This window comes from Butyrivibrio sp., assembly GCF_017433805.1.
Lineage (GTDB): Bacteria > Bacillota > Clostridia > Lachnospirales > Lachnospiraceae > Butyrivibrio.
Map to the genome: position 1 here is coordinate 1 of NZ_JAFRGN010000012.1, position 20,004 is coordinate 20,004.

Genomic DNA, 20,004 nt, shown 5'->3' on the forward strand with positions numbered 1-20,004 from the left:
GTGACAGCTAAGGCCGTCATCATTGCAAGCTGAATATAATCTCGATAATCAAAAAGGGTGACCACATCCTATGAAGTGATCACCTTTTTTCTATGCTTAATTTGTTTATTTAACTTGTTTACTTGACAGACCCCTGTTCATTCCTTGCGACCTGACTTCTTTTTTTATTTATTAGAATGAAGCAGCGATCTTATCAATCTCAGCAAGCTCTGATTCTGTGAAGGTCGTGTTCTCAATTGCCTTTATGTTGTCAAGAATCTGAGATGGCTTGGATGCACCGATTATGACTGATGTAATATACTCATCTTTCAAAAGCCATGCAAGAGCCATTTCAGCAAGAGTCTGTCCACGCTGACCTGCAATATCGTTAAGCGCTCTTATACTATCAAGCTTTTCTTTGCTAAGCTGATTTTCTTTAAGGAATCTGCCATCAGTGCGGATTCTACTGTCTTCAGGAATTCCATTAAGATATCTGTTTGTCAAAAGACCCTGCTCAAGCGGTGAGAAACAGATTATACCTTTACCCAGCTCTTTTGCTTTCTCTTTTAACCCATTCTTCTCAATAGTTCTGTCAAAAATATTGTAGCGATTCTGGTTGATGATAAATGGAACGCGGAGTTCATTCAGGATAGCTGTAGCTTTCTCGAGAGTTGGCCCATCGTAGTTGGAAATACCAACATAGAGCGCCTTGCCACTTCTGACGATCTGCGCAAGTGCTTCCATAGTTTCCTCAAGAGGAGTTTCAGGATCCATTCTGTGATGGTAAAAGATATCCACATAATCAAGTCCCATTCTCTGAAGAGACTGATCAAGGCTGGCTATCAGATACTTGCGACTTCCCCAGTCACCATAAGGGCCTGGCCACATATAGTAACCAGCTTTTGTAGAGATTATCATCTCGTCTCTATAGCGATGCATGCTCTCTTTCAGGATCTTACCAAAGTTGATCTCAGCAGAGCCTTCCATTGGACCATAGTTGTTAGCAAGATCAAAATGTGTGATTCCGTTATCAAAAGCGGTAAAACACATCTGTTCCATGTTGGCGAAGTCACCAGTGTCTCCGAAATTGTGCCAAAGGCCTAAAGAAACAGCTGGGAGCTTAAGTCCACTTTTACCACAACGATTAAACTGCATTTTTTCATATCTGTTTTCGCTTGCTGTGTACATAGTTTTCTCCATTAGTATTTGATTGAAAATTTGAATTATAGGAAATCGGAAATATATGGTTATCCCTTAAAATAAGCGTAAGCTATGTGGTTATAACGGTCAACTATATTCGTATATAAACGTTCAAGTCAGCAATTTTTACATAGTATAGAAAATTAAATATAAATGAAATTGTATGTTTCGAGCCGTTAATATTATGGCAAAACCTGCCGATATAGATATTGAATTCATGTGCGCATAGACAAGGAAGGAATCGCTATGAAGAAACTATTGGGCAAACTATTAGCTTTGATTTTGGCCATCGTGATTGCTGCGTGTGGCTTTATTGTCCTGTGTGGAATTAATCCGGAAGTAGCCAAAGGAGCATCCGATGCGTCAAAAGGATTAAGTGAATATATCAGATCCCAGAATCCGGAAGAGGCTGAAGAAGGCGCAGCTATGGCGGCAACAACAGCTGAAGACGAGACGGGAAAAGAAAATGCGCTGGCGGACATAATAGGCGATGTTGCAGATGCAGCCTCTTATGTCAGCTCTTTTACCGTGTCTGAAAAACAGGAAAAAGAATTCTCTGAATATGAGGGCAACTGGAGCAGCTCCGGAATAGATAAAGATGTAGTAAAAGAAGCAGAAGAGCCATTGGTTAATCAGGACCTTAGCGAAGATCCTACTGACGATACAACCTATTACAACATCACGGATGATATGACTGGTCTTGTGCAGCCAGAAAGCAACGTGATCGAGCTCGAAACTGCAGATGATGTTAAACAGGCTATAAGCGAAATAAGCATGGGAAGTACGGGCATAGACTATACCTTTGGAAGTACCTACTACCCTTATTACAACATGCTCACAGATAAGTGCAAGCAGCTCTATAAGCAGATTTATGCAAATACTCTGGCTGAGAGAACTACTTTTTTACCAGTTACTAAGGCAACTCCTCAGGAGTGCAATAATGCCCTTATGAGCGTAATCTACGACCATCCTGAGCTGTTCTGGCTCAATACCAAGATGTACACAGAGTACGACTATAAAGGAAATGTTGTTAAGCTGCAGCTCTATTTCTATGAGGATGAGCTGGGCGATATTGCTCAGGCACGTAATACATTTGATACAATGATCGACAGCTTCCTGGCAGGCGCAGCAGAGCAGACTTTCAAGACCGATTATGATAAGGAAGTATATGTTCATAATACGCTGGTTGAAAGACTGACTTATAAGGATACACCACTTGATCAGAGCGCTTATAGTGCGATCGTGGAAAAAGAGACAGTGTGCGCCGGATATTCAAAGGCTTTCCAGCTTCTCATGCAACAGCTGGACGTTCCTACATATCTGTCAGTTGGATGGGGTGGCGGCCTTATTTCTGGTGATATGCACGCTTGGAATATAATAAAGCTTGGAGACGATTATTATAATGTAGATGTTACATGGGATGATCAAGATCCCGTTAACTATAATTATTTCAATCAATCCGACAAGGATTTTCACAGGCATATCCGCATGTTTAATTCCCAGTATCTGCCTGCATGTAATGGGAAAAAATATGCCAAATCGCCAACGACAAATCAATAATGAAATTTTGTAAAAAAATAGTTGATAATTGATTTTGTATGTGTTATGATGCTAAATGGTCTTTTTAGGAGAGGGGATAATTATGCCCTTCTTTAAGCATTATGCTGTTTTTACCATGCAGGAAAGGAGTAACGATGAAAGTTAGGTCTTCTGTTAAGCCTATGTGCGAAAAGTGCAAGGTTATTAAGAGAAAGGGTGTTATCAGAGTTATCTGTGACAACCCTAAGCACAAACAGAGACAGGGATAATTCGAGCCGTTTTCGGATTACTTTTTGATACCAATGTGTATTGGAAAGATCGGATTATACTTTGTCCGGTTGGGTCTTTATTAGAAATGACCCCAATCAAACAAGTAACAGCTCTGACGAAATAGGTTGGAGCAAGAGGAGTAAAGCTTCTCGATTAGAAACAATTTTTTATTTGTAAATGGAGGAATTAAAATGGCTCGTATTGCAGGTGTAGATTTACCTAGAGATAAGCGAGTAGAGATCGGTTTGACATACATCTACGGAATCGGTAGAACAAGCTCAAACAAGATTCTTGAGGCTGCAAAAGTAAATCCGGACACACGTGTTCGTGATCTTACAGACGAAGAAGTTAAGAAAATCGCCGAGATTATCGGTAACGACTACGATGTAGAGGGTGACCTTAGAAGAGAAGTTGCTATGAACATCAAGAGACTCACAGAGATCGGATGCTTCAGAGGAATGCGTCACAGAAGAGGACTTCCTTGCCGTGGTCAGAGAACAAAGACAAATGCAAGAACAAGAAAAGGACCAAAGAGAACAATCGCTAACAAGAAGAAATAATTTCTTTTAATATAGCTTTTGTATCATGTTGAGCTTGTGCATGGCAGGTTCAAAAAAGTAACAATATAAATAGATTTATTAGGAAGAAAGTAGGTTAGTTTAAAATGGCAAATCAGAAAGCATCAGCTGCAAAGAAGGCAGCTGCAAAGAAGCGTGTCAAGAAAAACGTTGAACACGGACAGGCACATATCCAGTCATCTTTCAATAACACAATCGTTACATTGACAGATGCTGCAGGTAACGCTCTTAGCTGGGCAAGTGCTGGCGGTCTGGGATTTAAGGGTTCAAGGAAATCTACTCCTTATGCTGCACAGGTAGCTGCAGAGACAGCAACTAAGGCTGCTCTTATTCATGGCCTTAAGACTGTTGATGTATTCGTTAAGGGACCAGGTTCAGGAAGAGAAGCTGCAATCAGAGCTCTTGCTGCAAGCGGTCTTACAGTTACATCTATCACAGACGTAACACCTGTACCACATAACGGATGCCGCCCACCTAAGCGCCGTAGAGTATAATCGTAAGCTTATAGCTTATATACTCAACAATGTAGTTACATGTGCATATATATTATGTGAAATTTAACTCGTTGGATGAAGGTGCGAATGCTGATTATTCAGCAAACATTGTAAACAACATCAAAATGGACAAGATTCATTTTGAGAAAAAGAAAGGAGCCTAAAATGGCAGTAAACAGAGTTCCCGTTTTAAAGAGATGCAGATCACTTGATTTAGATCCAACATTCCTTGGATATGATAAGAAGTCCAAGAGAACATCAGCTAGAGCTGGTAAGAAGATGAGCGAGTACGGACTTCAGCTCCGCGAGAAGCAGAAGGCTAAGTTCATCTATGGCGTACTTGAGAAGCCTTTCAGAAACTACTATGACAGAGCAGACAGAATGAAGGGTCAGACAGGTTCAAACCTTATGACAATTCTTGAGTCAAGACTTGACAACGTAGTATTCAGAATGGGATTCGCTAGAACAAGAAGAGAGGCTAGACAGGTTGTCCTTCACAAGTTCGTTCTTGTAAATGGCAAGCAGATCAACGTTCCTTCATATCTTGTAAAGGCTGGCGATACAATCGAAATCAAGGAAGCTGCTAAGAATATCCAGAGATTCAAGGATATCTCAGAGATCACAGCTGGCAGACTCGTTCCTGAGTGGATTGATGTTAACAAGGACAATCTCCAGGGTACAGTTAAGGAACTTCCTTCAAGAGAAGTTATTGATGTACCAGTTGACGAAATGCTTATCGTCGAGTTGTATTCTAAGTAATGTATAATATATGAAATTGCGTGGCAATTCATTATCATATATAATATAACTTGTTAACAAACCACATAAGGAGGGTATATCAGTGTTTGATTTTGAAAGACCAAATATTGAAGTTGCTGAAATCTCAGATGATAAGAAGTATGGTAAATTCGTAGTTGAGCCTCTTGAGAGAGGTTACGGTATTACACTGGGCAAGTCCCTTCGCAGGATTATGCTCTCTTCTTTACCTGGAGCAGCAGTAAGTCAGGTCAAAATCGAAGGCGTACTGCATGAGTTCAGTTCAATTCCTGGCGTAAAGGAAGATGTAACTGAGATCATCATGAATATCAAGAACCTTTCTATCAAGAATTCTTCTGATACAAACGAGCCTAAGACTGCATACATTGAGTTCAATGGCGAGGGTGTTGTAAAGGCTTCTGATATCCAGGTTGACCAGGATATAGAGATCATGAATCCAGATCAGGTTATCGCTACACTTTCCGGCAAGGATGCTAAGCTTTACATGGAGCTTACTATCACAAAGGGAAGAGGTTATGTAAGCTCTGATAAGAATAAGGCTGGCGATCTTCCAATCGGAGTTATCGCTATCGATTCTATCTACACACCTGTAGAGAGAGTAAACGTAACAGTAGAGAATACTCGTGTAGGTCAGGTTACTGACTTTGATAAATTAACACTTGATGTTCACACAGACGGAACACTTGCTCCAGACGAGGCTGTAAGCCTTGCAGCTAAGGTCCTTAGTGAGCATCTCAGCCTCTTCATCGATCTTTCCGAGAATGCTAAGACTGCAGAAGTTATGGTAGAGAAGGAAGATGACGAGAAGGGTAAGGTTCTCGAGATGTCAATTGATGAACTTGAGCTTTCAGTTCGTTCATTCAACTGCCTTAAGAGAGCTGGTATCAATACCGTTCAGGAGCTTGCAAACAAGACTTCTGACGATATGATGAAGGTTCGTAACCTTGGACGTAAGTCACTTGAGGAAGTTCTTGCTAAGCTTGATGAGCTCGGTCTCTCACTTAGACAGGACGGCGAACAGTAATCATACTAGTGAGACAATTATCCGCTGAAGGTAAAGCCGATGTGTACTGAGGCGGATTCTCATGGTTAACACTAACAACATCATGCAAGTAAGTCCAAAGCGCATTTCATGATGTACCACAGCAGGAGGAATCCTGCAGATGAGAAAGGATGTAAAACATTATGGCAATGTACAGAAAGCTTGGAAAAGCTACAAAACCTAGAAGAGCACTTCTTCGTAACCAGGTAACAGCACTTCTTTACAATGGAAAGATCGTTACTACAGAGGCAAGAGCTAAGGAAATCAAGAAGATCGTAGAGCCTATGATCACTCTTGCAGCTAAGGAGAAGGACAACTTCGAGACACTTACAGTTGATTGCAAGGTTCCTGAGAAGGACAAAGACGGTAAGAGAGTAAAGGAAGTTGTTGACGGCAAGAAGGTTACAAAGTACACAACTGTTAAGAAGGAAATCAAGAAGGATCTTCCTTCAAGAATGCACGCAAGAAGACAGCTTCTTAAGACTCTTTATCCAGTAGTTGAAGTTCCTACTGAGAAGGCTGGAAGAAAGAAGAACACAAAGGAAGTTGACCTTGTAGCAAAGCTTTTCGATGAGTACGGTCCTAAGTATGCAGATCGTAAGGGTGGTTACACTCGTATGATCAAGATCGGCCAGAGAAAAGGCGATGCAGCTATGATGGTTGTTCTCGAGCTCGTTTAATAGCTAAAGATAAAGGGATGAGGCCATGCCTCATCCCTTTTTTTATTACATGCGCTCTACTCGAAATTTGCGATGCAAATTCCTCGTTGTACGGCATTCGCCGTATCCTTGCATAGAAACATATATGCTTATGTAAGCGAGCTTCCAACGCATATATTTTTCATGCAAGCGCATGGCTCAATTTGGACGCTCAAAGTGTTGGTAGTCCTTTACTGAATTCCAGTCGCCACCCCATTTAAAACCATGTTCCTTGAAGAGCTTGTAAGCCAGATCATTTTCATCAATCTTGTAAGGGAAGGCTGCTGATCTGTCTGCATAAGGTAAGCTTCCTTCAGGTGATACATTAGTTGTGCCATCTTTATTGTAGGTGATATAAGGGTTGTAGAAAGGATTAAGGTCGATAGCAAGGCCATAAGCATGATTGGATAACTTGGTTGTGCCATCCACAACTCTGTAATTAAAGCAGGAAGTATTATTAGCCAGCATAGAGGCTGTGTCATCGCCACCGAACTCATCAATCAGCTTGATACTCTCAATCTGATATCCGCTTGAATATAGCTCTGCGAAGATTTCTATTACGTCCTGTGCAATCTTTTTATTGCATATCATCTCACCTGTCTGAGTGTTTCCATCAAAATCGTTATATAAGAGACTACAGTATCTTAAGTCATCCAGACTTACGTTATCATTCTCTACATACGAAATGCCTGTAATTTTGTCTATAACGTCCTGTGTAAGAGATTCGTGATAAAATCCATCCATATAGTTTACCCTGTCATAAACGGCAATTATTTCGCTATTTGAGGTATCTGTGGAAGCATCGTTGGTAGTACTTGCGTAAGATGCAGATGTTGATGCATCATTATTGGATGATTCTATAGATGCAGATGCAACGGACTCATTTGTACTTGTTGCATATGATGAAGCCGCTTCCTTAGATACATTTGCTGACGCTTGATCAGATGCTAGCACAGTCGCCTCAATACTACTTTCTGCCTTGGCTTTATCATACTCTGCCAGAGTTTCCCCGCGTGCCATGTATCTGGCCAGTATAGAACAGCCGAAAATAAGCGCACCTAGCAGAACTAAGTCTTTGGTATATTTGTTATTCAATTTTTCTTTTCCCCCAAATTGGTCTTATATAATTTACGTGATTTGAACATAACTATAATACCACTAATAGCTTGTATTTGCCCGTAAACTCTAGTAAAATTATGCAGTATCGGGTAATAAATACATGCCAGATAAGAGCTACAGAGAGTTTGACAGCTCTTTTTAAGGATAAGAATATGCTTCGTACAGATAAACTTGTATTTGAATATATCAGACGCGATGAAGAAGGCAACGTAGAGGGTATCACAAGGGCAGTAGATAATGTGAACCTCGATGTTAAGCCTGGCGAATTCATTGCTATTCTGGGACATAACGGCTCAGGTAAGTCCACACTTGCCAAGCATTTTAACGCTCTTTTGTATCCTACGGAGGGCGAAGTTTTTGTGGACGGCATGAATACTGAGGATGACAGCCACCTTTGGGATATCAGACAGGAAGCTGGAATGGTATTTCAGAATCCGGACAACCAGATCATTGGTCAGGTTGTAGAGGAAGACGTCGGCTTTGGCCCAGAGAACATGGGCGTTCCAACTCAGGAGATTTGGGAAAGAGTTGAAGAGAGTCTTAAGACTGTAGGAATGCTACAGTTCAGGAAGTCTTCACCTAACCACCTTTCTGGTGGACAGAAGCAGAGGGTATCAATTGCTGGCGTAATCGCGATGCATCCTAAGTGCATTATTTTCGATGAGCCAACAGCCATGCTTGATCCAAATGGACGTAAGGAAGTAATCAGGGCAGCAAGAGCCCTTAACCAGGTAGAGAATATCACGATCATTCTCATCACCCATTACATGGAAGAGGTTATTTACGCGGACAGAGTCTTCGTTATGGACAAGGGACATGTTGAGATGACTGGAACTCCTCGTGAGATCTTTTCCCAGGTTGATAGGTTAAAAGAGCTAAGACTCGGCGTTCCACAGGTTACACTTCTTGCACATGAACTCAAGAAGGCTGGACTTCCACTTCCAGATGGCGTTCTTACAAGAGAAGAGTTCGTAGAGGAACTCAAGAAGATTAAGAGATAACGTAGGAATAGATATGTCAATAATACTTGATCACGTTAATTACATATATGACGAAGATACAGCTATGGCGCATGCTGCGCTGATCGACGTTTGCCTGAATATTCCGGATGGCCAGTTTGTGGGCCTTATCGGACATACAGGTTCTGGCAAGTCTACGCTGATCCAACACATGAACGGCCTTGAGAAGCCAACCAGCGGCTGTGTTTTCTATGATGGCAAGGATATCAACGATTCTGATTATGATAAAAAGAGCCTGAGAGCCAAGGTAGGACTTGTTTTCCAGTATCCTGAGCATCAGCTTTTTGAGACAGATTGCTTTAAGGATGTGTGCTTTGGCCCCAAGAATCTGGGTCTTCCACAGAAAGAAGTAGAGCTTCGTGCTTATGAAGCCCTCAAGCAGGTTGGATTTGATGATGAATATTTTTACCAGTCACCATTTGATCTGTCTGGTGGTCAGAAGAGAAGAGTGGCTATAGCAGGCGTTCTTGCCATGAAGCCAGAGGTTCTCATTCTTGATGAGCCAACAGCTGGTCTTGATCCTAAGGGCCGTGAGGATATTCTGAATCTGATCTCCAAGCTTCATGAGGAAATGGGCATCACTATTATTCTGGTGAGCCATAGCATGGATGACGTGGCTAATTATGTTCAGAGAATCATAGTTATGAATAAGGGCCGTGTTGCTTTTGACGATGAGCCCAAGGAAGTATTCAAGCATTACAAAGAGTTAGAAGAGATAGGCCTTGCTGCGCCACAGGTTACATACGTGATGCAGGAACTGCATGAGGCCGGCTTCCCAGTGGATACTGATGTAACAACACTGGAAGATGCAAAAAATGAGATATTAAAGGCGTTTGGAAAATGCTAAGAGATATTACTTTAGGTCAATACTATAGAACTGAATCTGTGATACACTCCCTTGACCCAAGAGTCAAGCTGGTAGCAACATTTGCGTTCATAGTATCCTTGTTTGTTGCCAACAATTTCATAGGATATGTGATAGCAGCTCTTTTCCTGGCTATGGTTATCTATTTATCCAAGGTTCCGCCTAAGTTTATCTTCAGGGGAATGAAGACAATCTTTTTCCTGCTGCTCCTGACTATGGTGTTCAACTTATTCCTTACTCCTGGAACACCGATCGTGAGCGTATGGAAATTTACTATCACTCAAGAAGGTCTTAAGATGGCAGCTATGATGGCTGTAAGGCTTGTGTTCCTCATTACAGGATCATCACTGATGACACTTACCACAACTCCTAATCATCTGACAGACGGGCTTGAGAGACTTCTTAGACCACTTCGTCTGTTCAAGGTGCCTGTTCATGAGATTTCCATGATGATGTCTATAGCACTCAGATTCATTCCAATCCTCATGGAAGAGACTGACAAGATCATGAAGGCGCAGATGGCCAGAGGAGCTGATTTTGAGAGTGGCTCACTTATTAAAAGAGCTAAGAGTCTTGTTCCACTTCTGGTGCCTCTTTTCATATCTGCATTTAGAAGAGCCAACGACCTTGCTATGGCTATGGAAGCCAGATGCTACAAGGGCGGCGATGGCAGGACCAAGATGAAGCCTCTTATTTATGAAAAGAGAGACAGACTTGCGTATCTTGTTATAATACTGTACCTGGTACTTATCGTTGTTATGGGCAGGATACTGTTCTGATGATCGGAATATATCAGTTGATATAGGCAGCGTTTACTATGATATTTAGATAAGGATTGTTTATGGGCGATATCCGCAGGATTATGCTGACAGTTTCATATGACGGAACAGCTTATAGTGGCTGGGCGCTGCAGAGCAGTACTCCCAACACTATAGAGGGCGAGCTTAACAGGGCTATTGAGAGGCTTACTGGTGAGCAGGTTCAGGTTATCGGCGCCAGCAGGACTGATGCCGGAGTTCACGCCTATGGCAATGTTGCTGTGTTTGATACAACCAGTACAATTCCGGGAGATAGATTTATTTTTGCCCTTAACCATGAGCTTCCACAGGATATTCGAATTGTGGAATCAAGAGAAGTAGCGTTGGATTTTCATCCAAGGCATTGTGATACTGAGAAGACTTACGAATATAGGATAGTCAATTCTCAGATCATGGATCCGACCAGAAGATTTTATGCTTGTCACTTCAGCATGCCACTCGATATTGATCTGATGAATGCTGCGGCTCATCACCTTGTTGGAGAGCATGATTTTACAAGCTTTTGTAATGTGGAATCCCAGGCTCTGAGCCATGTGAGGACTATCAAGGACATAACAGTTACCAGAAATGGCGATGAAGTAGTTATTTCTGTTACTGGTAATGGCTTTTTGTACAATATGGTCCGCATAATAGCTGGAACTCTTATGCAGATAGGACGCGGAAGAGGCGATCCATCAGAGGTTAAGACCATCCTCGAGAAGAAAAACAGGGCAGCAGCTGGACCTACAGCACCTGCAGAAGGTCTTTTCCTCATAGAATATAAATTCCTTGATGGCATTCCTGGACCGAAAGCTACTGATGAGGAAGCATAATTCCTAAAAACAAACGATAAATAGTACTAAAATTTTGGTAAATTTCTTGCTGAAATGGTGATTTTGACCTTGACAATATGGACTTGAAGGTCATATAATATCTTACTGTGTGACGGTATGTCCGTTTGCACATTTGTCAGTCCACGTGACTGATATAACGCGGTAATGTCATATTGTTGTCCCGGTAAGCTTCAATATGTACATCGTTATAAATGCATAGATCAGGTGAAGGGTCTTTGCAATGTATCAATTTTAATGAGCAATTATTTACTGGAGGAAACACAATGAAAACTTATATGCCTAGTGCAACTACAGTTGAGAAGAAGTGGTATGTAGTTGATGCTACAGATATGACACTTGGACGTCTTGCTTCTAACGTTGCAAACGTACTTAGAGGAAAGAACAAGCCAATCTACACTCCTAACATCGACACAGGAGATTATGTAATCGTTATCAATGCAGAGAAGATTAAGGTTTCTGGTAAGAAGCTTGATCAGAAGATGTATTGGCACCACACAGATTACGTTGGACATCACAAGGAGTACTCACTTCGTCAGATGCTCCAGGACAAGCCTGAGAGAGTTATCGAGCATGCCGTTAAGGGAATGCTTCCTAAGGGATCTCTTGGTAGAGAGATGTACACAAAACTCCATGTATACGCAGGAGCTGAGCACCCACATGCAGCTCAGAAGCCTGAAGTATTAACATTTTAATCGGGTAGTTGAAAGGAGAACATAAAATGGCAAAGTCAGCAAGTTACTACGGAACAGGTAGAAGAAAGAAGTCAATCGCAAGAGTATACCTTGTATCCGGAAATGGAAATATAACAATCAACAAGAGACCTATCGATGAGTATTTCGGACTTGAGACACTCAAGGTTATCGTTAGACAGCCACTCGTAGCTACAGAGACAGCAGATAAGTTTGACGTTGTAGTTACAGTAAGAGGCGGCGGCACAACAGGTCAGGCTGGTGCTATCAGACATGGTATTTCAAGAGCTCTTCTTCAGGCTGATTCAGATGAGTACAGACCTACACTTAAGAAGGCTGGATACCTTACAAGAGATCCTCGTATGAAGGAAAGAAAGAAATACGGTCTCAAGAAGGCTCGTAGAGCACCTCAGTTCTCAAAGAGATAATCTTTCGAGATTCAAAAAGAATTTACAAACCTCAGAAACTCAGTGTTTCTGGGGTTTTTCTTTTATCTATAATTGTATTCAGTTGTGGTGAAACGCAGAAAATTTTGTACCGTAAACAGCGAGTAAACAGCAGGTAGACAGCAAAATTCTCAAGCCTTAGATCTTGTTAATTGCTTCTACCAGAGACTGGATATCAAGGTGTGTGTACACTTTCTCTGTCAGAGACATTGCTCCGGAGTGTCCTACGATTTTCTTGATCATTGTAGGATCCACATGAGCTTCCGCCAGCATTGATATGCAGGTGTGCCTAGTATCATGAGGATTGTGCTCCATACCAAGGTTTTCTATTAGTGGTGTCCAGTAGCTGTCTTTATAGTTCCTGTAGGTGAATTTTTTGTTGTCATCTGTGTGAAGAAGGTATTCACAATCAGAGGATTCATACCAGGCTTTGTAGAATGGTAGAACCTTATCTGCTATAGGAACCTTTCTGATACCATTTTCAGTCTTACTTAGTATCACATCGAAATACTGTTCTTCAAGATGAACATTTTTCTTTTCCAAATCCAGTAGTTCAGATATTCTACAGCCGTTGTAAATCAGCATCAGTACTGTCTGGTAGAACGGATCATCCTTGAGTTCCCATAGCCTGTCAATCTCAGCTTTTGAGAAGATATCTCTCTCAACCTTATTTGGATTTTTGTCCTTATACTTGAGGATATCTACAAATTCGGAATAGTCCTTGTTACAGATATCGTTCTTAAGGGCGTAATCGTAAAGCTGATTGAAAAGGACTTTGATCTTACGGAGTGTAGGATAATTTTTTCCGCAGGTATCAATGACATTTTGAAGCTCTGCCAGCCTTATATCTCTAAAAGTTTTGTTGTAAAGGGTGCCACATACGTTATATGAGGCTGTATACCCATGTACGTTGGATTTAGAGATGGCAGGATACTTTGCTTCAGACCAGGCATTATATACGTCTGTGAATGTCATTTTGGCTGCTTTTGTATCAAATGGATTCTGATGATAATCTGATAGCATTTGCAAGCCTTCCTGCTTGGTTTCAGCATATCCTATGACATTGTACGTCTGCTTTTTGGTACCTTTTTCCGGATCAATGGTCCATCCGGTGGTTACTCTTACCATATAGGGCTTTCTGCGTTTCCCGGACATTTTCATAACACTTCCATATCCGTTTGGTAATTTCAAATAATATCGACCTCCTTTGATGCTCAGGTAATTTATGAAAAAGGGGATAGTCCCTTAATCACCTTTCTTATCGGGCAATGCTACATTTGCGTAGTATGCAAGTTCTGTTTCAAACCAGTGATTAAATCTATCTTCATTTGATAGGCCTTGTTCAAGGCTCTCTCGCTCATCTGCATATCTTTCCAGAAAGAGGCAGAGATCTGAGTTGTTTTCTGCTGCTTCATCGTTTCCCATGAATTTAAGACTGCAGCTCCATTCTTCGGTTTTGGGTGGACGATTTACGTCTATATTGAAGTTAATCCCTGCTTTTTTATTTAGTTCGTTAAGAACATAGAGGACATCTGAGAGAGTATCTAAAGTGATGTTCTTCTTTTGATATCCAATAAGTTCAGCAGGAGAGATATTAAGAATATTTGCTATCTCATTCAGTACACCTATTGAAGGCTCTATTTCACCGCTTTCATATTTCTGTACTGTACGCATGGTTTTACCTAGTCTGTTAGCCAGTTCAGTTTGACTGAGGTGCTGAGCTTTTCTGGCTTCTTTAATTCTATTTCCTATATCAGATCCATTATTCATTGTACTGACCTCCTTGTGTGAATTGTAACACGTAGTAACACGAATTACAAGAGCGTATTACGAATTGAAAATACATATTTATTGTTGACAAATGAATTATGAAGACGTATTATCAAAATACGAACTGATAATTCGCATTTTGAAAGAAGGGAGGTGAAAAGTATGGAAGACAAAAAGTTATATGTAGAACTACCAAGATTTACCGGTAGAAATGTTCCTATAACTGAGGTTGCCGAGGCAATGCACAAGGATGCACAGTTCGTAAGAATTGGAATCCAGCAGGGGATATTCAAATTTGGATATGCCATGAAGAAAGAAAATTCCAGTGAATACAACTACTATTGTCCAGACAGAAAGGTGTGGGAAGAGATTGGATACTTTAGTCCAGAAGCAGTCTAAAAAGAAAAAACTCTCTTGCTGGTAACAAGAGAGTAAATGAAAAGCCGGAGCTTTTGTAAATTCGATTAAATAAAGTATAGCAAGGGTTCCGGCCAAGTTCAACAAAAAAGTAAGATTGGAGGAATCTAAATGGAAACAAGCAAACCAGAATTAAAGCTTATCCAGATGTCAGATGTAGAAGCTGAAGAAGTTTCCTGGCTATGGTATCCGTTTATACCATATGGAAAGCTTACCATCATTCAGGGAGATCCCGGAGATGGAAAAACAACTTTTGTACTAAATGCAGCAGCGAAGTTATCAAAAGGAATTTCGTTAGATACAGGTCTGCACAGTGAGGAACCAATAAACATCATATATCAGACAGCAGAAGACGGACTGGCTGATACGGTAAAGCCAAGACTTGAAGGTGCCGGGGCTGACTGCTCCAAAATCCATGTGATAGATGAGAGTGATAAATCGCTATCAATGGTAGATGAGAGAGTTGAACAGGCAATCATAAGGACTGGAGCAAAACTCCTGATCCTTGATCCACTACAGGCATATCTCGGAGGCGGAATGGATATGAATAGAGCTAACGAAGCAAGAGATATGACTAAGAAGCTGGGAGCTCTAGCGGAGAAGTACAAATGTGCAATCATCCTAATCGGACACATGAACAAAGCTTCCGGAAACAAGGCAGCTTATCGAGGGATGGGATCAATTGACTTCTACGCAGTAGCAAGAAGTGTCCTGCTGGTAGGAAGGATAGAAGGAGAACCGGAACTAAGAGCAATAGTCCAAATAAAGAACAACTTATCAGCATTTGGACATTCCAAGGCCTTCAGATTATCAGAAAAGGGATTCGAGTGGATTGGAGATTATGAAATAACCGCAGACGAAGTTCTCGGAGGAATCGCACCGAAAGCGAATAAGCAGGAAAAGGCGATAGCTCTTCTGAGAGAATTGGCTGAAGACCATAATATGATCCCAAGTAACGAGGCAGTAGAACTGGCTAAAGAAGAGGATATATCAAAAAGAACTCTGGAAATAGCCAAAAACGAACTTGGAATAAAAGCCAGGAGAATCAACAATACCTGGTACTGGATATTAAAAGAAATCGAATGATAATCAAGACCGCAACAATGTAAGGTGCCTAAAGTTACACTCTTAAGATTGTAAGGTTGTAAAAAGACAAAGACACTGCATTGTTGCGGACTAGAAGAAAGGGACGAATGAAAAACGTACAGATATCACAGGAATTATTTATAAGGCTGATACGATTACTGGTCTTTGAGTTCGACGAAGATACTGATCTGATCAAAAAAGAACTTGAGGACAAGATGGAAAAACTAGCGAGGCATGAAATCTATTCAAAGTTCAAGACAGCACCCACAGAAGAGGAGAAGGAAAAAGCTCGTCAGGACTACCTCGACATGGTGGGAATGCACAAGGATTTTAGATGGTGATTTCCTTTGATGGATTGAACGGGAGCGTGACACGCTCCGGTAATAATCAGCCAAGGAATGAATGATTTGGCAGGCGAGCGGAGCGAGCTTCCCCATAACGTGGCGTTATGGGTAACCCCCTATGGATAATGACATTACACATCATTATCCGGGGGCTCTCCGAGGGGCCTGCCGGCGGCAAAAAAATACGAAAGGATTTAGTTTATGATAACAGTAACATTTCACATCTCATGTAAGAAACATTCGCTCACCAAAACAAGAGATGTGGTATCGGTGAGCAAACACAATCTTCGATTATTTCAAAGTGAAGAGTATAACGAAGAAATGATCGAAGTGGAAGTCGGGAGTGAAGTAAATATTCTCGACGATGTAAAAGAGATTTACGAAAGGGAATTCTCCGAAGCTCTTGCGGAATACAACAAAGATAAGAGAAGCGACAGACAAATTCCGGACTATCTGGAGTATGTATCCGAAAGCAAAAAGAACGATGTGGCTACAGAAGTAATTCTCCAAGTAGGAGATAAGGAGTTCTGGGCTGATAAGACGAGAGAACAGTGGAATGAAATGAAGCCACTGTTAAGGGAACAGCTTGAATATGTAAAAGAAATAGTTCCGGAATTCAAAATCGCATCGGCAGTAATACATTTGGATGAGGATTCACCTCATATGCACGTAGTAGGAGTTCCGGTAGCAACAGGATACAAACGAGGACTAAGCAAGCAGGTGGCAAAAACAAAAGTATTCGATCAGAAAAGACTGGAAATGATACAGGATCAGATGCACGAATTTGTAGAACATCAGATGAAAGACCATCCGGAGATCTTTGGAGATGAAACACTTAAGCCAAAAGAAAAGGGCAGGAACAGTGACTTCTCAAAAGAGTTCTACTTAAGGCTAAAGCAGCAAGAATATGAAAAGCTAGAAGATAAGTGCCAAGAGAAGGAAACACAGATTGAAGCTCTGGATGGAACGGCTAAAGAAATGAAGGAGGACATCGAAAGCACAGTTAATCAATATGTGGACTCAGTGGTAAATACGGAAATGAAAAAGGAATTCATGAGATACGCAACACTTGAAAATCCTAAGACTACACTTGGAAAACTGGTCTCAAAAGCCTTCAAAACATTCAAAGAATGGTGGGATAAGACCAAGAAGCAGGAGGTAGCTGAAAAGGCTAGGACAAGTCTCTTACAAAAGCTAAGAGAGAACCAGACAATCGTAGATCAGAGGAAGGAACAGCAAGGTCCAAATCTCAATAGGAACAATCTCAGTCCAGAAAGATGAATGCTATGATAGCAGTAGGCAGGGGCGTGAAAACGCCCTTGTTTTACGGATATACATTGGATAGAATAACAAAGTGGTTATAAATTCAATCACAGAGTCTATTAACAACATATTATATTCCAGTTAAGTGCATGATTGAGGGATTAAATGATTGCAAAAAAGGAGCAATATTATGAAATTTTGCATAGAAAAGAATTATAGAAATAACGAAAATCTTAGGGCGTCTTTTAACAGATTGGCTGAAAAGACTTTTGGTCTTAATTTTGAAAACTGGTATCAAAATGGATTTTGGAAGGATAACTACATTCCTTATTCTGTCGTGATAGATGGTGAAGTTGTTTCAAATGTTTCAGTCAACACCTGTAACATGAATTATAAAGGTGAGATTGTTAATCTGATACAGCTTGGAACGATTATGACAGACAATGGCCATAGAGGAAAGGGATATGCCAGAGCTCTTATGGAAGAAATCATGAGAGATTATGAAGGAAAAGTGGATGGAATATATCTCTTCGCTAATGATTCTGTACTTGAGTTTTATCCTAAATTTGGATTTAGGGAAGCAAAGGAATATCAGTATTCAAAAGAAGTGATAATATCAGATGAATGTAAAGCTGAGATGGTTCCACTGAAAGGTAAAAGTGATTTTGACAGAATAGTCGAAATCTTAGAAAAAACAGGTCAGAATGCACAATTGTATATGGTGGATAATACCGGATTATATATGTTTTACCTATCGCAGTTTATGACGGAGAATTTGTTCTTTATTGCTGATTGCAGGAGCTACGCTATTGCAGAAATAGAAGATGATACACTAATTCTTCATACAATTATAGGAGATGGTACTGTAGATGAAGTTATCAAGGCTTTTGGATCACAAGTGAAGAAAGTTATCCTTTGCTTTACACCCAAAGATGCCATTGGCTTTGAAAAAAGCGAACTTCATGAGGAAGACACTACTTTCTTTGTAAAAGGAAAATTTTTTGAGAATAGTTGCCATGATGAATTTATGATGCAAGAGATAACACATGCATAAATATTTCAGTAAAACGCTCCAACTCGAAAAGGATTGGAGCGGGCAAACTGAAGCTAAATGCCGTTTTCTCATATTTGACTAGAATTAAAGTTGAGAGTGTAATTTACAGGCAGTAGTGCTATTATAAACAATGTGGTACTTGAAAGGAGAAATAGTATGAAAAGATATGTAATTGCTCAGTAATCTGAGCTTAAAATAAAACAAAATAATTAAGCTCAGATGAATCCGAAAAAAGAATAGGAGGATTTATGAGCTATATTAAAGCAGAAGAAATTCTGCCAAAAGAACTTATTGAGGTTATACAACAGTATGTATGCGGGAAAAGTATTTATATCCCTTGTACAGAAAAGCAGACCTGGGGAAGCTATACTCATTCAAGACAGTATTATAGAAAAAGAAACCATGATATATGCAATGAGCACAAAGCTGGTATTCCGGTAACAGAATTATCGAAGAGGTATTCTTTGTCAGAAAAAACTATTTACAGAGTGTTGCGAGACCAGAAAGGAACAAGATGAATATTTTATTGGAAACAGATAGATTAAAAATTACAGAAATGACGATGGATATGGCAATGGATGTTCACAAAAACTCATTGGACGAGGATATTAGGAGATTCGTCCCTGATGAAGTTTTTGAGACACTTGAAGAAGCCAAGGAAACTATAGAGTTCATAATATCACAGTATAATTCTACTGAAGGACCTCTTATCTACGCACTGATTACAAAGGAAGAAGGCACAAATATTGGCTATGTGCAGCTAGTTCCTATCGGTGATGGTAAATGGGAAATTGGATATCATGTAGCAAAACAATACACCGGAAAGGGATATGCTACAGAGGCAGTAAGTGCTTTTCTTCCAGTGATAACAGATAGAGTTGGTATTTCAGAAGTTTATGGTATTCGCCTTCTAGAGAATAAAGCATCAGGCAGAGTTCTGGAAAAATGTGGATTCGAAACCTTTTTTACCGGAGAAGGTCCATATCATGACGGAGTATATGAAATAAGTAAGAGCGTTTGGAAGAAAGCGAATTGACAGTTTATAAAAAAATAACAGAGTTGCCACCAGCCGCATACAGCAGCCCTGAGCTTTCTTGCGTACGCAGCAGGTAAACAGCAACTCGCCCTAGGAATGCCCAAAACAAGGCACTTAAGGCAATGAAAAAGTTCTCAAAGAGATAATCAATCTGCTATTGCAGATTTCAGAAGACTCGGTACATTGTACCGAGTCTTTTTTGTGTGCTGAAAGTGGACCAGGGGGACGGGGTTCCTGGCTCATTTTGGAATGACAGCCAATCTCTTTGGACAGGAAGAATTCCTGGGATAGAGAAATATCTTAAAAAGTAGGCGCAATACAATACAAAGATTTTCTAAAAAAAGTCGAAAATCTTCTTGCGAAGTAGACTTTGGCAGTCTAAATCTAATACAATGGAAATAGAGTATCTATGCAACTAAGCGCAATATTTTGTCATGTTTTTCATGATAGCTAATCGGGAGGTTACGCTTGGATAAAAAAACAAGAAAGCATTCGATATGCGAAAAGATGCCCTATATCGCCATTATACTCAGCATACTATTTCCGTCGCTTTTAGCTGGAATAGGAGGTTCTATAGGTAATGCAATTTCAGAAAATGCAGGGAACATAGGTGTATGCGTTTTTGCAATAATATCGATGCTGATTTTTTGGTACTGGTTCTCACCGGA

The 20,004-nt window shown here is 40.5% G+C and carries 25 protein-coding genes; 21 read left to right on the top strand and 4 right to left on the bottom strand.

Annotated features, from left to right (window positions below):
• Positions 1-171: 171 nt before the first annotated feature.
• Positions 172-1,167, bottom strand: coding sequence for an aldo/keto reductase (locus IJI01_RS03275; RefSeq protein WP_292185801.1), 996 nt, complete (start codon positions 1,165-1,167; stop codon positions 172-174).
• Between the two features lie 258 nt (positions 1,168-1,425).
• Between IJI01_RS03275 and IJI01_RS03280 the strand changes: the two genes are divergently transcribed.
• The 7 genes from IJI01_RS03280 to IJI01_RS03310 all read left to right on the top strand — a co-directional run bounded on the left by IJI01_RS03280 (position 1,426) and on the right by IJI01_RS03310 (position 6,559).
• Positions 1,426-2,739, top strand: a complete 1,314-nt coding sequence (locus IJI01_RS03280) for a transglutaminase domain-containing protein (RefSeq protein ID WP_292185803.1) — start codon at positions 1,426-1,428, stop codon at positions 2,737-2,739.
• A 134-nt stretch (positions 2,740-2,873) separates the two neighbouring features.
• Positions 2,874-2,987: a 50S ribosomal protein L36 gene (gene rpmJ, locus IJI01_RS03285; protein WP_013280022.1), complete on the top strand. Its 114-nt coding sequence runs from the start codon at positions 2,874-2,876 to the stop codon at positions 2,985-2,987.
• Positions 2,988-3,179: 192 nt separating this feature from the next.
• On the top strand, positions 3,180-3,548 hold the full coding sequence (gene rpsM, locus IJI01_RS03290) for a 30S ribosomal protein S13 (protein ID WP_026490014.1): 369 nt from the start codon (positions 3,180-3,182) through the stop codon (positions 3,546-3,548).
• Positions 3,549-3,652: 104 nt separating this feature from the next.
• Positions 3,653-4,060 (top strand): 30S ribosomal protein S11, encoded by a 408-nt coding sequence (gene rpsK, locus IJI01_RS03295; RefSeq protein WP_013280024.1) that lies wholly within the window; start codon positions 3,653-3,655, stop codon positions 4,058-4,060.
• A 165-nt stretch (positions 4,061-4,225) separates the two neighbouring features.
• Entirely contained in the window at positions 4,226-4,819 is a 594-nt protein-coding gene (gene rpsD / locus IJI01_RS03300; RefSeq protein WP_292185813.1) for a 30S ribosomal protein S4, read from the top strand.
• A gap of 82 nt (positions 4,820-4,901) precedes the next feature.
• Complete coding sequence (locus tag IJI01_RS03305; RefSeq protein WP_292185815.1) at positions 4,902-5,861, top strand: DNA-directed RNA polymerase subunit alpha; 960 nt, start codon at positions 4,902-4,904, stop codon at positions 5,859-5,861.
• A 161-nt stretch (positions 5,862-6,022) separates the two neighbouring features.
• Positions 6,023-6,559, top strand: a complete 537-nt coding sequence (locus tag IJI01_RS03310; protein ID WP_292185818.1) for a bL17 family ribosomal protein — start codon at positions 6,023-6,025, stop codon at positions 6,557-6,559.
• Positions 6,560-6,736: 177 nt separating this feature from the next.
• On the opposite strand, the gene IJI01_RS03315 is transcribed toward IJI01_RS03310, so the two are convergent.
• On the bottom strand, positions 6,737-7,672 hold the full coding sequence (locus IJI01_RS03315; protein WP_292185821.1) for a M15 family metallopeptidase: 936 nt from the start codon (positions 7,670-7,672) through the stop codon (positions 6,737-6,739).
• 176 nt (positions 7,673-7,848) lie between these two features.
• On the opposite strand from IJI01_RS03315, the gene IJI01_RS03320 reads away from it, so the two are divergent.
• From IJI01_RS03320 to rpsI, 6 genes are all read left to right on the top strand, one after another.
• On the top strand, positions 7,849-8,697 hold the full coding sequence (locus tag IJI01_RS03320) for an energy-coupling factor transporter ATPase (RefSeq protein WP_292185874.1): 849 nt from the start codon (positions 7,849-7,851) through the stop codon (positions 8,695-8,697).
• A 13-nt stretch (positions 8,698-8,710) separates the two neighbouring features.
• Positions 8,711-9,562 carry an energy-coupling factor transporter ATPase gene (locus IJI01_RS03325; RefSeq protein WP_292185824.1) on the top strand — a complete coding sequence of 284 codons (852 nt, stop codon included), beginning with the start codon at positions 8,711-8,713 and terminating at the stop codon, positions 9,560-9,562.
• On the top strand, positions 9,556-10,359 hold the full coding sequence (locus IJI01_RS03330; protein ID WP_292185827.1) for an energy-coupling factor transporter transmembrane component T family protein: 804 nt from the start codon (positions 9,556-9,558) through the stop codon (positions 10,357-10,359). The genes IJI01_RS03325 and IJI01_RS03330 overlap by 7 nt, the downstream gene beginning before the upstream one ends.
• A 62-nt stretch (positions 10,360-10,421) precedes the next feature.
• On the top strand, positions 10,422-11,210 hold the full coding sequence (truA, locus tag IJI01_RS03335) for a tRNA pseudouridine(38-40) synthase TruA (RefSeq protein WP_330623046.1): 789 nt from the start codon (positions 10,422-10,424) through the stop codon (positions 11,208-11,210).
• Positions 11,211-11,494: 284 nt separating this feature from the next.
• Positions 11,495-11,923 (top strand): 50S ribosomal protein L13, encoded by a 429-nt coding sequence (rplM, locus tag IJI01_RS03340; protein ID WP_292185830.1) that lies wholly within the window; start codon positions 11,495-11,497, stop codon positions 11,921-11,923.
• 26 nt (positions 11,924-11,949) lie between these two features.
• On the top strand, positions 11,950-12,348 hold the full coding sequence (gene rpsI / locus IJI01_RS03345) for a 30S ribosomal protein S9 (protein ID WP_042256441.1): 399 nt from the start codon (positions 11,950-11,952) through the stop codon (positions 12,346-12,348).
• Between the two features lie 156 nt (positions 12,349-12,504).
• Here the strand turns inward: rpsI and IJI01_RS03350 are convergent, their stop codons facing one another.
• Together IJI01_RS03350 and IJI01_RS03355 are read right to left on the bottom strand one after the other, a co-directional pair.
• Positions 12,505-13,557, bottom strand: a complete 1,053-nt coding sequence (locus IJI01_RS03350) for a tyrosine-type recombinase/integrase (protein ID WP_292185837.1) — start codon at positions 13,555-13,557, stop codon at positions 12,505-12,507.
• Positions 13,558-13,611: 54 nt separating this feature from the next.
• Positions 13,612-14,136 carry a helix-turn-helix domain-containing protein gene (locus IJI01_RS03355; RefSeq protein WP_292185840.1) on the bottom strand — a complete coding sequence of 175 codons (525 nt, stop codon included), beginning with the start codon at positions 14,134-14,136 and terminating at the stop codon, positions 13,612-13,614.
• Between the two features lie 162 nt (positions 14,137-14,298).
• On the opposite strand from IJI01_RS03355, the gene IJI01_RS03360 reads away from it, so the two are divergent.
• The 8 genes from IJI01_RS03360 to IJI01_RS03395 form a co-directional block, all read left to right on the top strand.
• Positions 14,299-14,535, top strand: a complete 237-nt coding sequence (locus IJI01_RS03360) for a hypothetical protein (protein ID WP_013280038.1) — start codon at positions 14,299-14,301, stop codon at positions 14,533-14,535.
• A 129-nt stretch (positions 14,536-14,664) separates the two neighbouring features.
• Complete coding sequence (locus IJI01_RS03365) at positions 14,665-15,639, top strand: AAA family ATPase (protein WP_292185855.1); 975 nt, start codon at positions 14,665-14,667, stop codon at positions 15,637-15,639.
• A gap of 107 nt (positions 15,640-15,746) precedes the next feature.
• The gene (locus IJI01_RS03370; protein WP_027204527.1) at positions 15,747-15,980 is read left to right on the top strand and encodes a hypothetical protein; all 234 of its coding nucleotides are present in this window, start codon (positions 15,747-15,749) and stop codon (positions 15,978-15,980) included.
• Positions 15,981-16,184: 204 nt separating this feature from the next.
• Positions 16,185-17,264: a plasmid recombination protein gene (locus tag IJI01_RS03375; RefSeq protein WP_292185860.1), complete on the top strand. Its 1,080-nt coding sequence runs from the start codon at positions 16,185-16,187 to the stop codon at positions 17,262-17,264.
• Positions 17,265-17,436: 172 nt separating this feature from the next.
• Positions 17,437-18,300: a GNAT family N-acetyltransferase gene (locus IJI01_RS03380; protein WP_292185863.1), complete on the top strand. Its 864-nt coding sequence runs from the start codon at positions 17,437-17,439 to the stop codon at positions 18,298-18,300.
• Between the two features lie 248 nt (positions 18,301-18,548).
• Complete coding sequence (locus IJI01_RS03385) at positions 18,549-18,818, top strand: CD3324 family protein (RefSeq protein WP_292185865.1); 270 nt, start codon at positions 18,549-18,551, stop codon at positions 18,816-18,818.
• Positions 18,815-19,336: a GNAT family N-acetyltransferase gene (locus tag IJI01_RS03390; protein WP_292185868.1), complete on the top strand. Its 522-nt coding sequence runs from the start codon at positions 18,815-18,817 to the stop codon at positions 19,334-19,336. Before IJI01_RS03385 ends, IJI01_RS03390 begins: the two co-directional genes overlap by 4 nt.
• Positions 19,337-19,804: 468 nt before the next feature.
• Positions 19,805-20,004 (top strand): hypothetical protein (locus IJI01_RS03395; protein WP_292185871.1); only part of this gene is annotated, 200 nt, incomplete at its 3' end.

Excerpts from the sequence above, each read along its gene's own strand:
- IJI01_RS03275 (WP_292185801.1), bottom strand. The coding sequence starts at position 1,167 with ATGTACACAGCAAGCGAAAACAGATATGAAAAAATGCAGTTTAATCGT.
- IJI01_RS03280 (WP_292185803.1), top strand. The coding sequence starts at position 1,426 with ATGAAGAAACTATTGGGCAAACTATTAGCTTTGATTTTGGCCATCGTG.
- rpmJ (WP_013280022.1), top strand. The coding sequence starts at position 2,874 with ATGAAAGTTAGGTCTTCTGTTAAGCCTATGTGCGAAAAGTGCAAGGTT.
- rpsM (WP_026490014.1), top strand. The coding sequence starts at position 3,180 with ATGGCTCGTATTGCAGGTGTAGATTTACCTAGAGATAAGCGAGTAGAG.
- rpsK (WP_013280024.1), top strand. The coding sequence starts at position 3,653 with ATGGCAAATCAGAAAGCATCAGCTGCAAAGAAGGCAGCTGCAAAGAAG.
- rpsD (WP_292185813.1), top strand. The coding sequence starts at position 4,226 with ATGGCAGTAAACAGAGTTCCCGTTTTAAAGAGATGCAGATCACTTGAT.
- IJI01_RS03310 (WP_292185818.1), top strand. The coding sequence starts at position 6,023 with ATGGCAATGTACAGAAAGCTTGGAAAAGCTACAAAACCTAGAAGAGCA.
- IJI01_RS03320 (WP_292185874.1), top strand. The coding sequence starts at position 7,849 with ATGCTTCGTACAGATAAACTTGTATTTGAATATATCAGACGCGATGAA.
- IJI01_RS03325 (WP_292185824.1), top strand. The coding sequence starts at position 8,711 with ATGTCAATAATACTTGATCACGTTAATTACATATATGACGAAGATACA.
- IJI01_RS03330 (WP_292185827.1), top strand. The coding sequence starts at position 9,556 with ATGCTAAGAGATATTACTTTAGGTCAATACTATAGAACTGAATCTGTG.
- truA (WP_330623046.1), top strand. The coding sequence starts at position 10,422 with ATGGGCGATATCCGCAGGATTATGCTGACAGTTTCATATGACGGAACA.
- rplM (WP_292185830.1), top strand. The coding sequence starts at position 11,495 with ATGAAAACTTATATGCCTAGTGCAACTACAGTTGAGAAGAAGTGGTAT.
- rpsI (WP_042256441.1), top strand. The coding sequence starts at position 11,950 with ATGGCAAAGTCAGCAAGTTACTACGGAACAGGTAGAAGAAAGAAGTCA.
- IJI01_RS03355 (WP_292185840.1), bottom strand. The coding sequence starts at position 14,136 with ATGAATAATGGATCTGATATAGGAAATAGAATTAAAGAAGCCAGAAAA.
- IJI01_RS03360 (WP_013280038.1), top strand. The coding sequence starts at position 14,299 with ATGGAAGACAAAAAGTTATATGTAGAACTACCAAGATTTACCGGTAGA.
- IJI01_RS03365 (WP_292185855.1), top strand. The coding sequence starts at position 14,665 with ATGGAAACAAGCAAACCAGAATTAAAGCTTATCCAGATGTCAGATGTA.
- IJI01_RS03370 (WP_027204527.1), top strand. The coding sequence starts at position 15,747 with ATGAAAAACGTACAGATATCACAGGAATTATTTATAAGGCTGATACGA.
- IJI01_RS03375 (WP_292185860.1), top strand. The coding sequence starts at position 16,185 with ATGATAACAGTAACATTTCACATCTCATGTAAGAAACATTCGCTCACC.
- IJI01_RS03380 (WP_292185863.1), top strand. The coding sequence starts at position 17,437 with ATGAAATTTTGCATAGAAAAGAATTATAGAAATAACGAAAATCTTAGG.
- IJI01_RS03385 (WP_292185865.1), top strand. The coding sequence starts at position 18,549 with ATGAGCTATATTAAAGCAGAAGAAATTCTGCCAAAAGAACTTATTGAG.
- IJI01_RS03390 (WP_292185868.1), top strand. The coding sequence starts at position 18,815 with ATGAATATTTTATTGGAAACAGATAGATTAAAAATTACAGAAATGACG.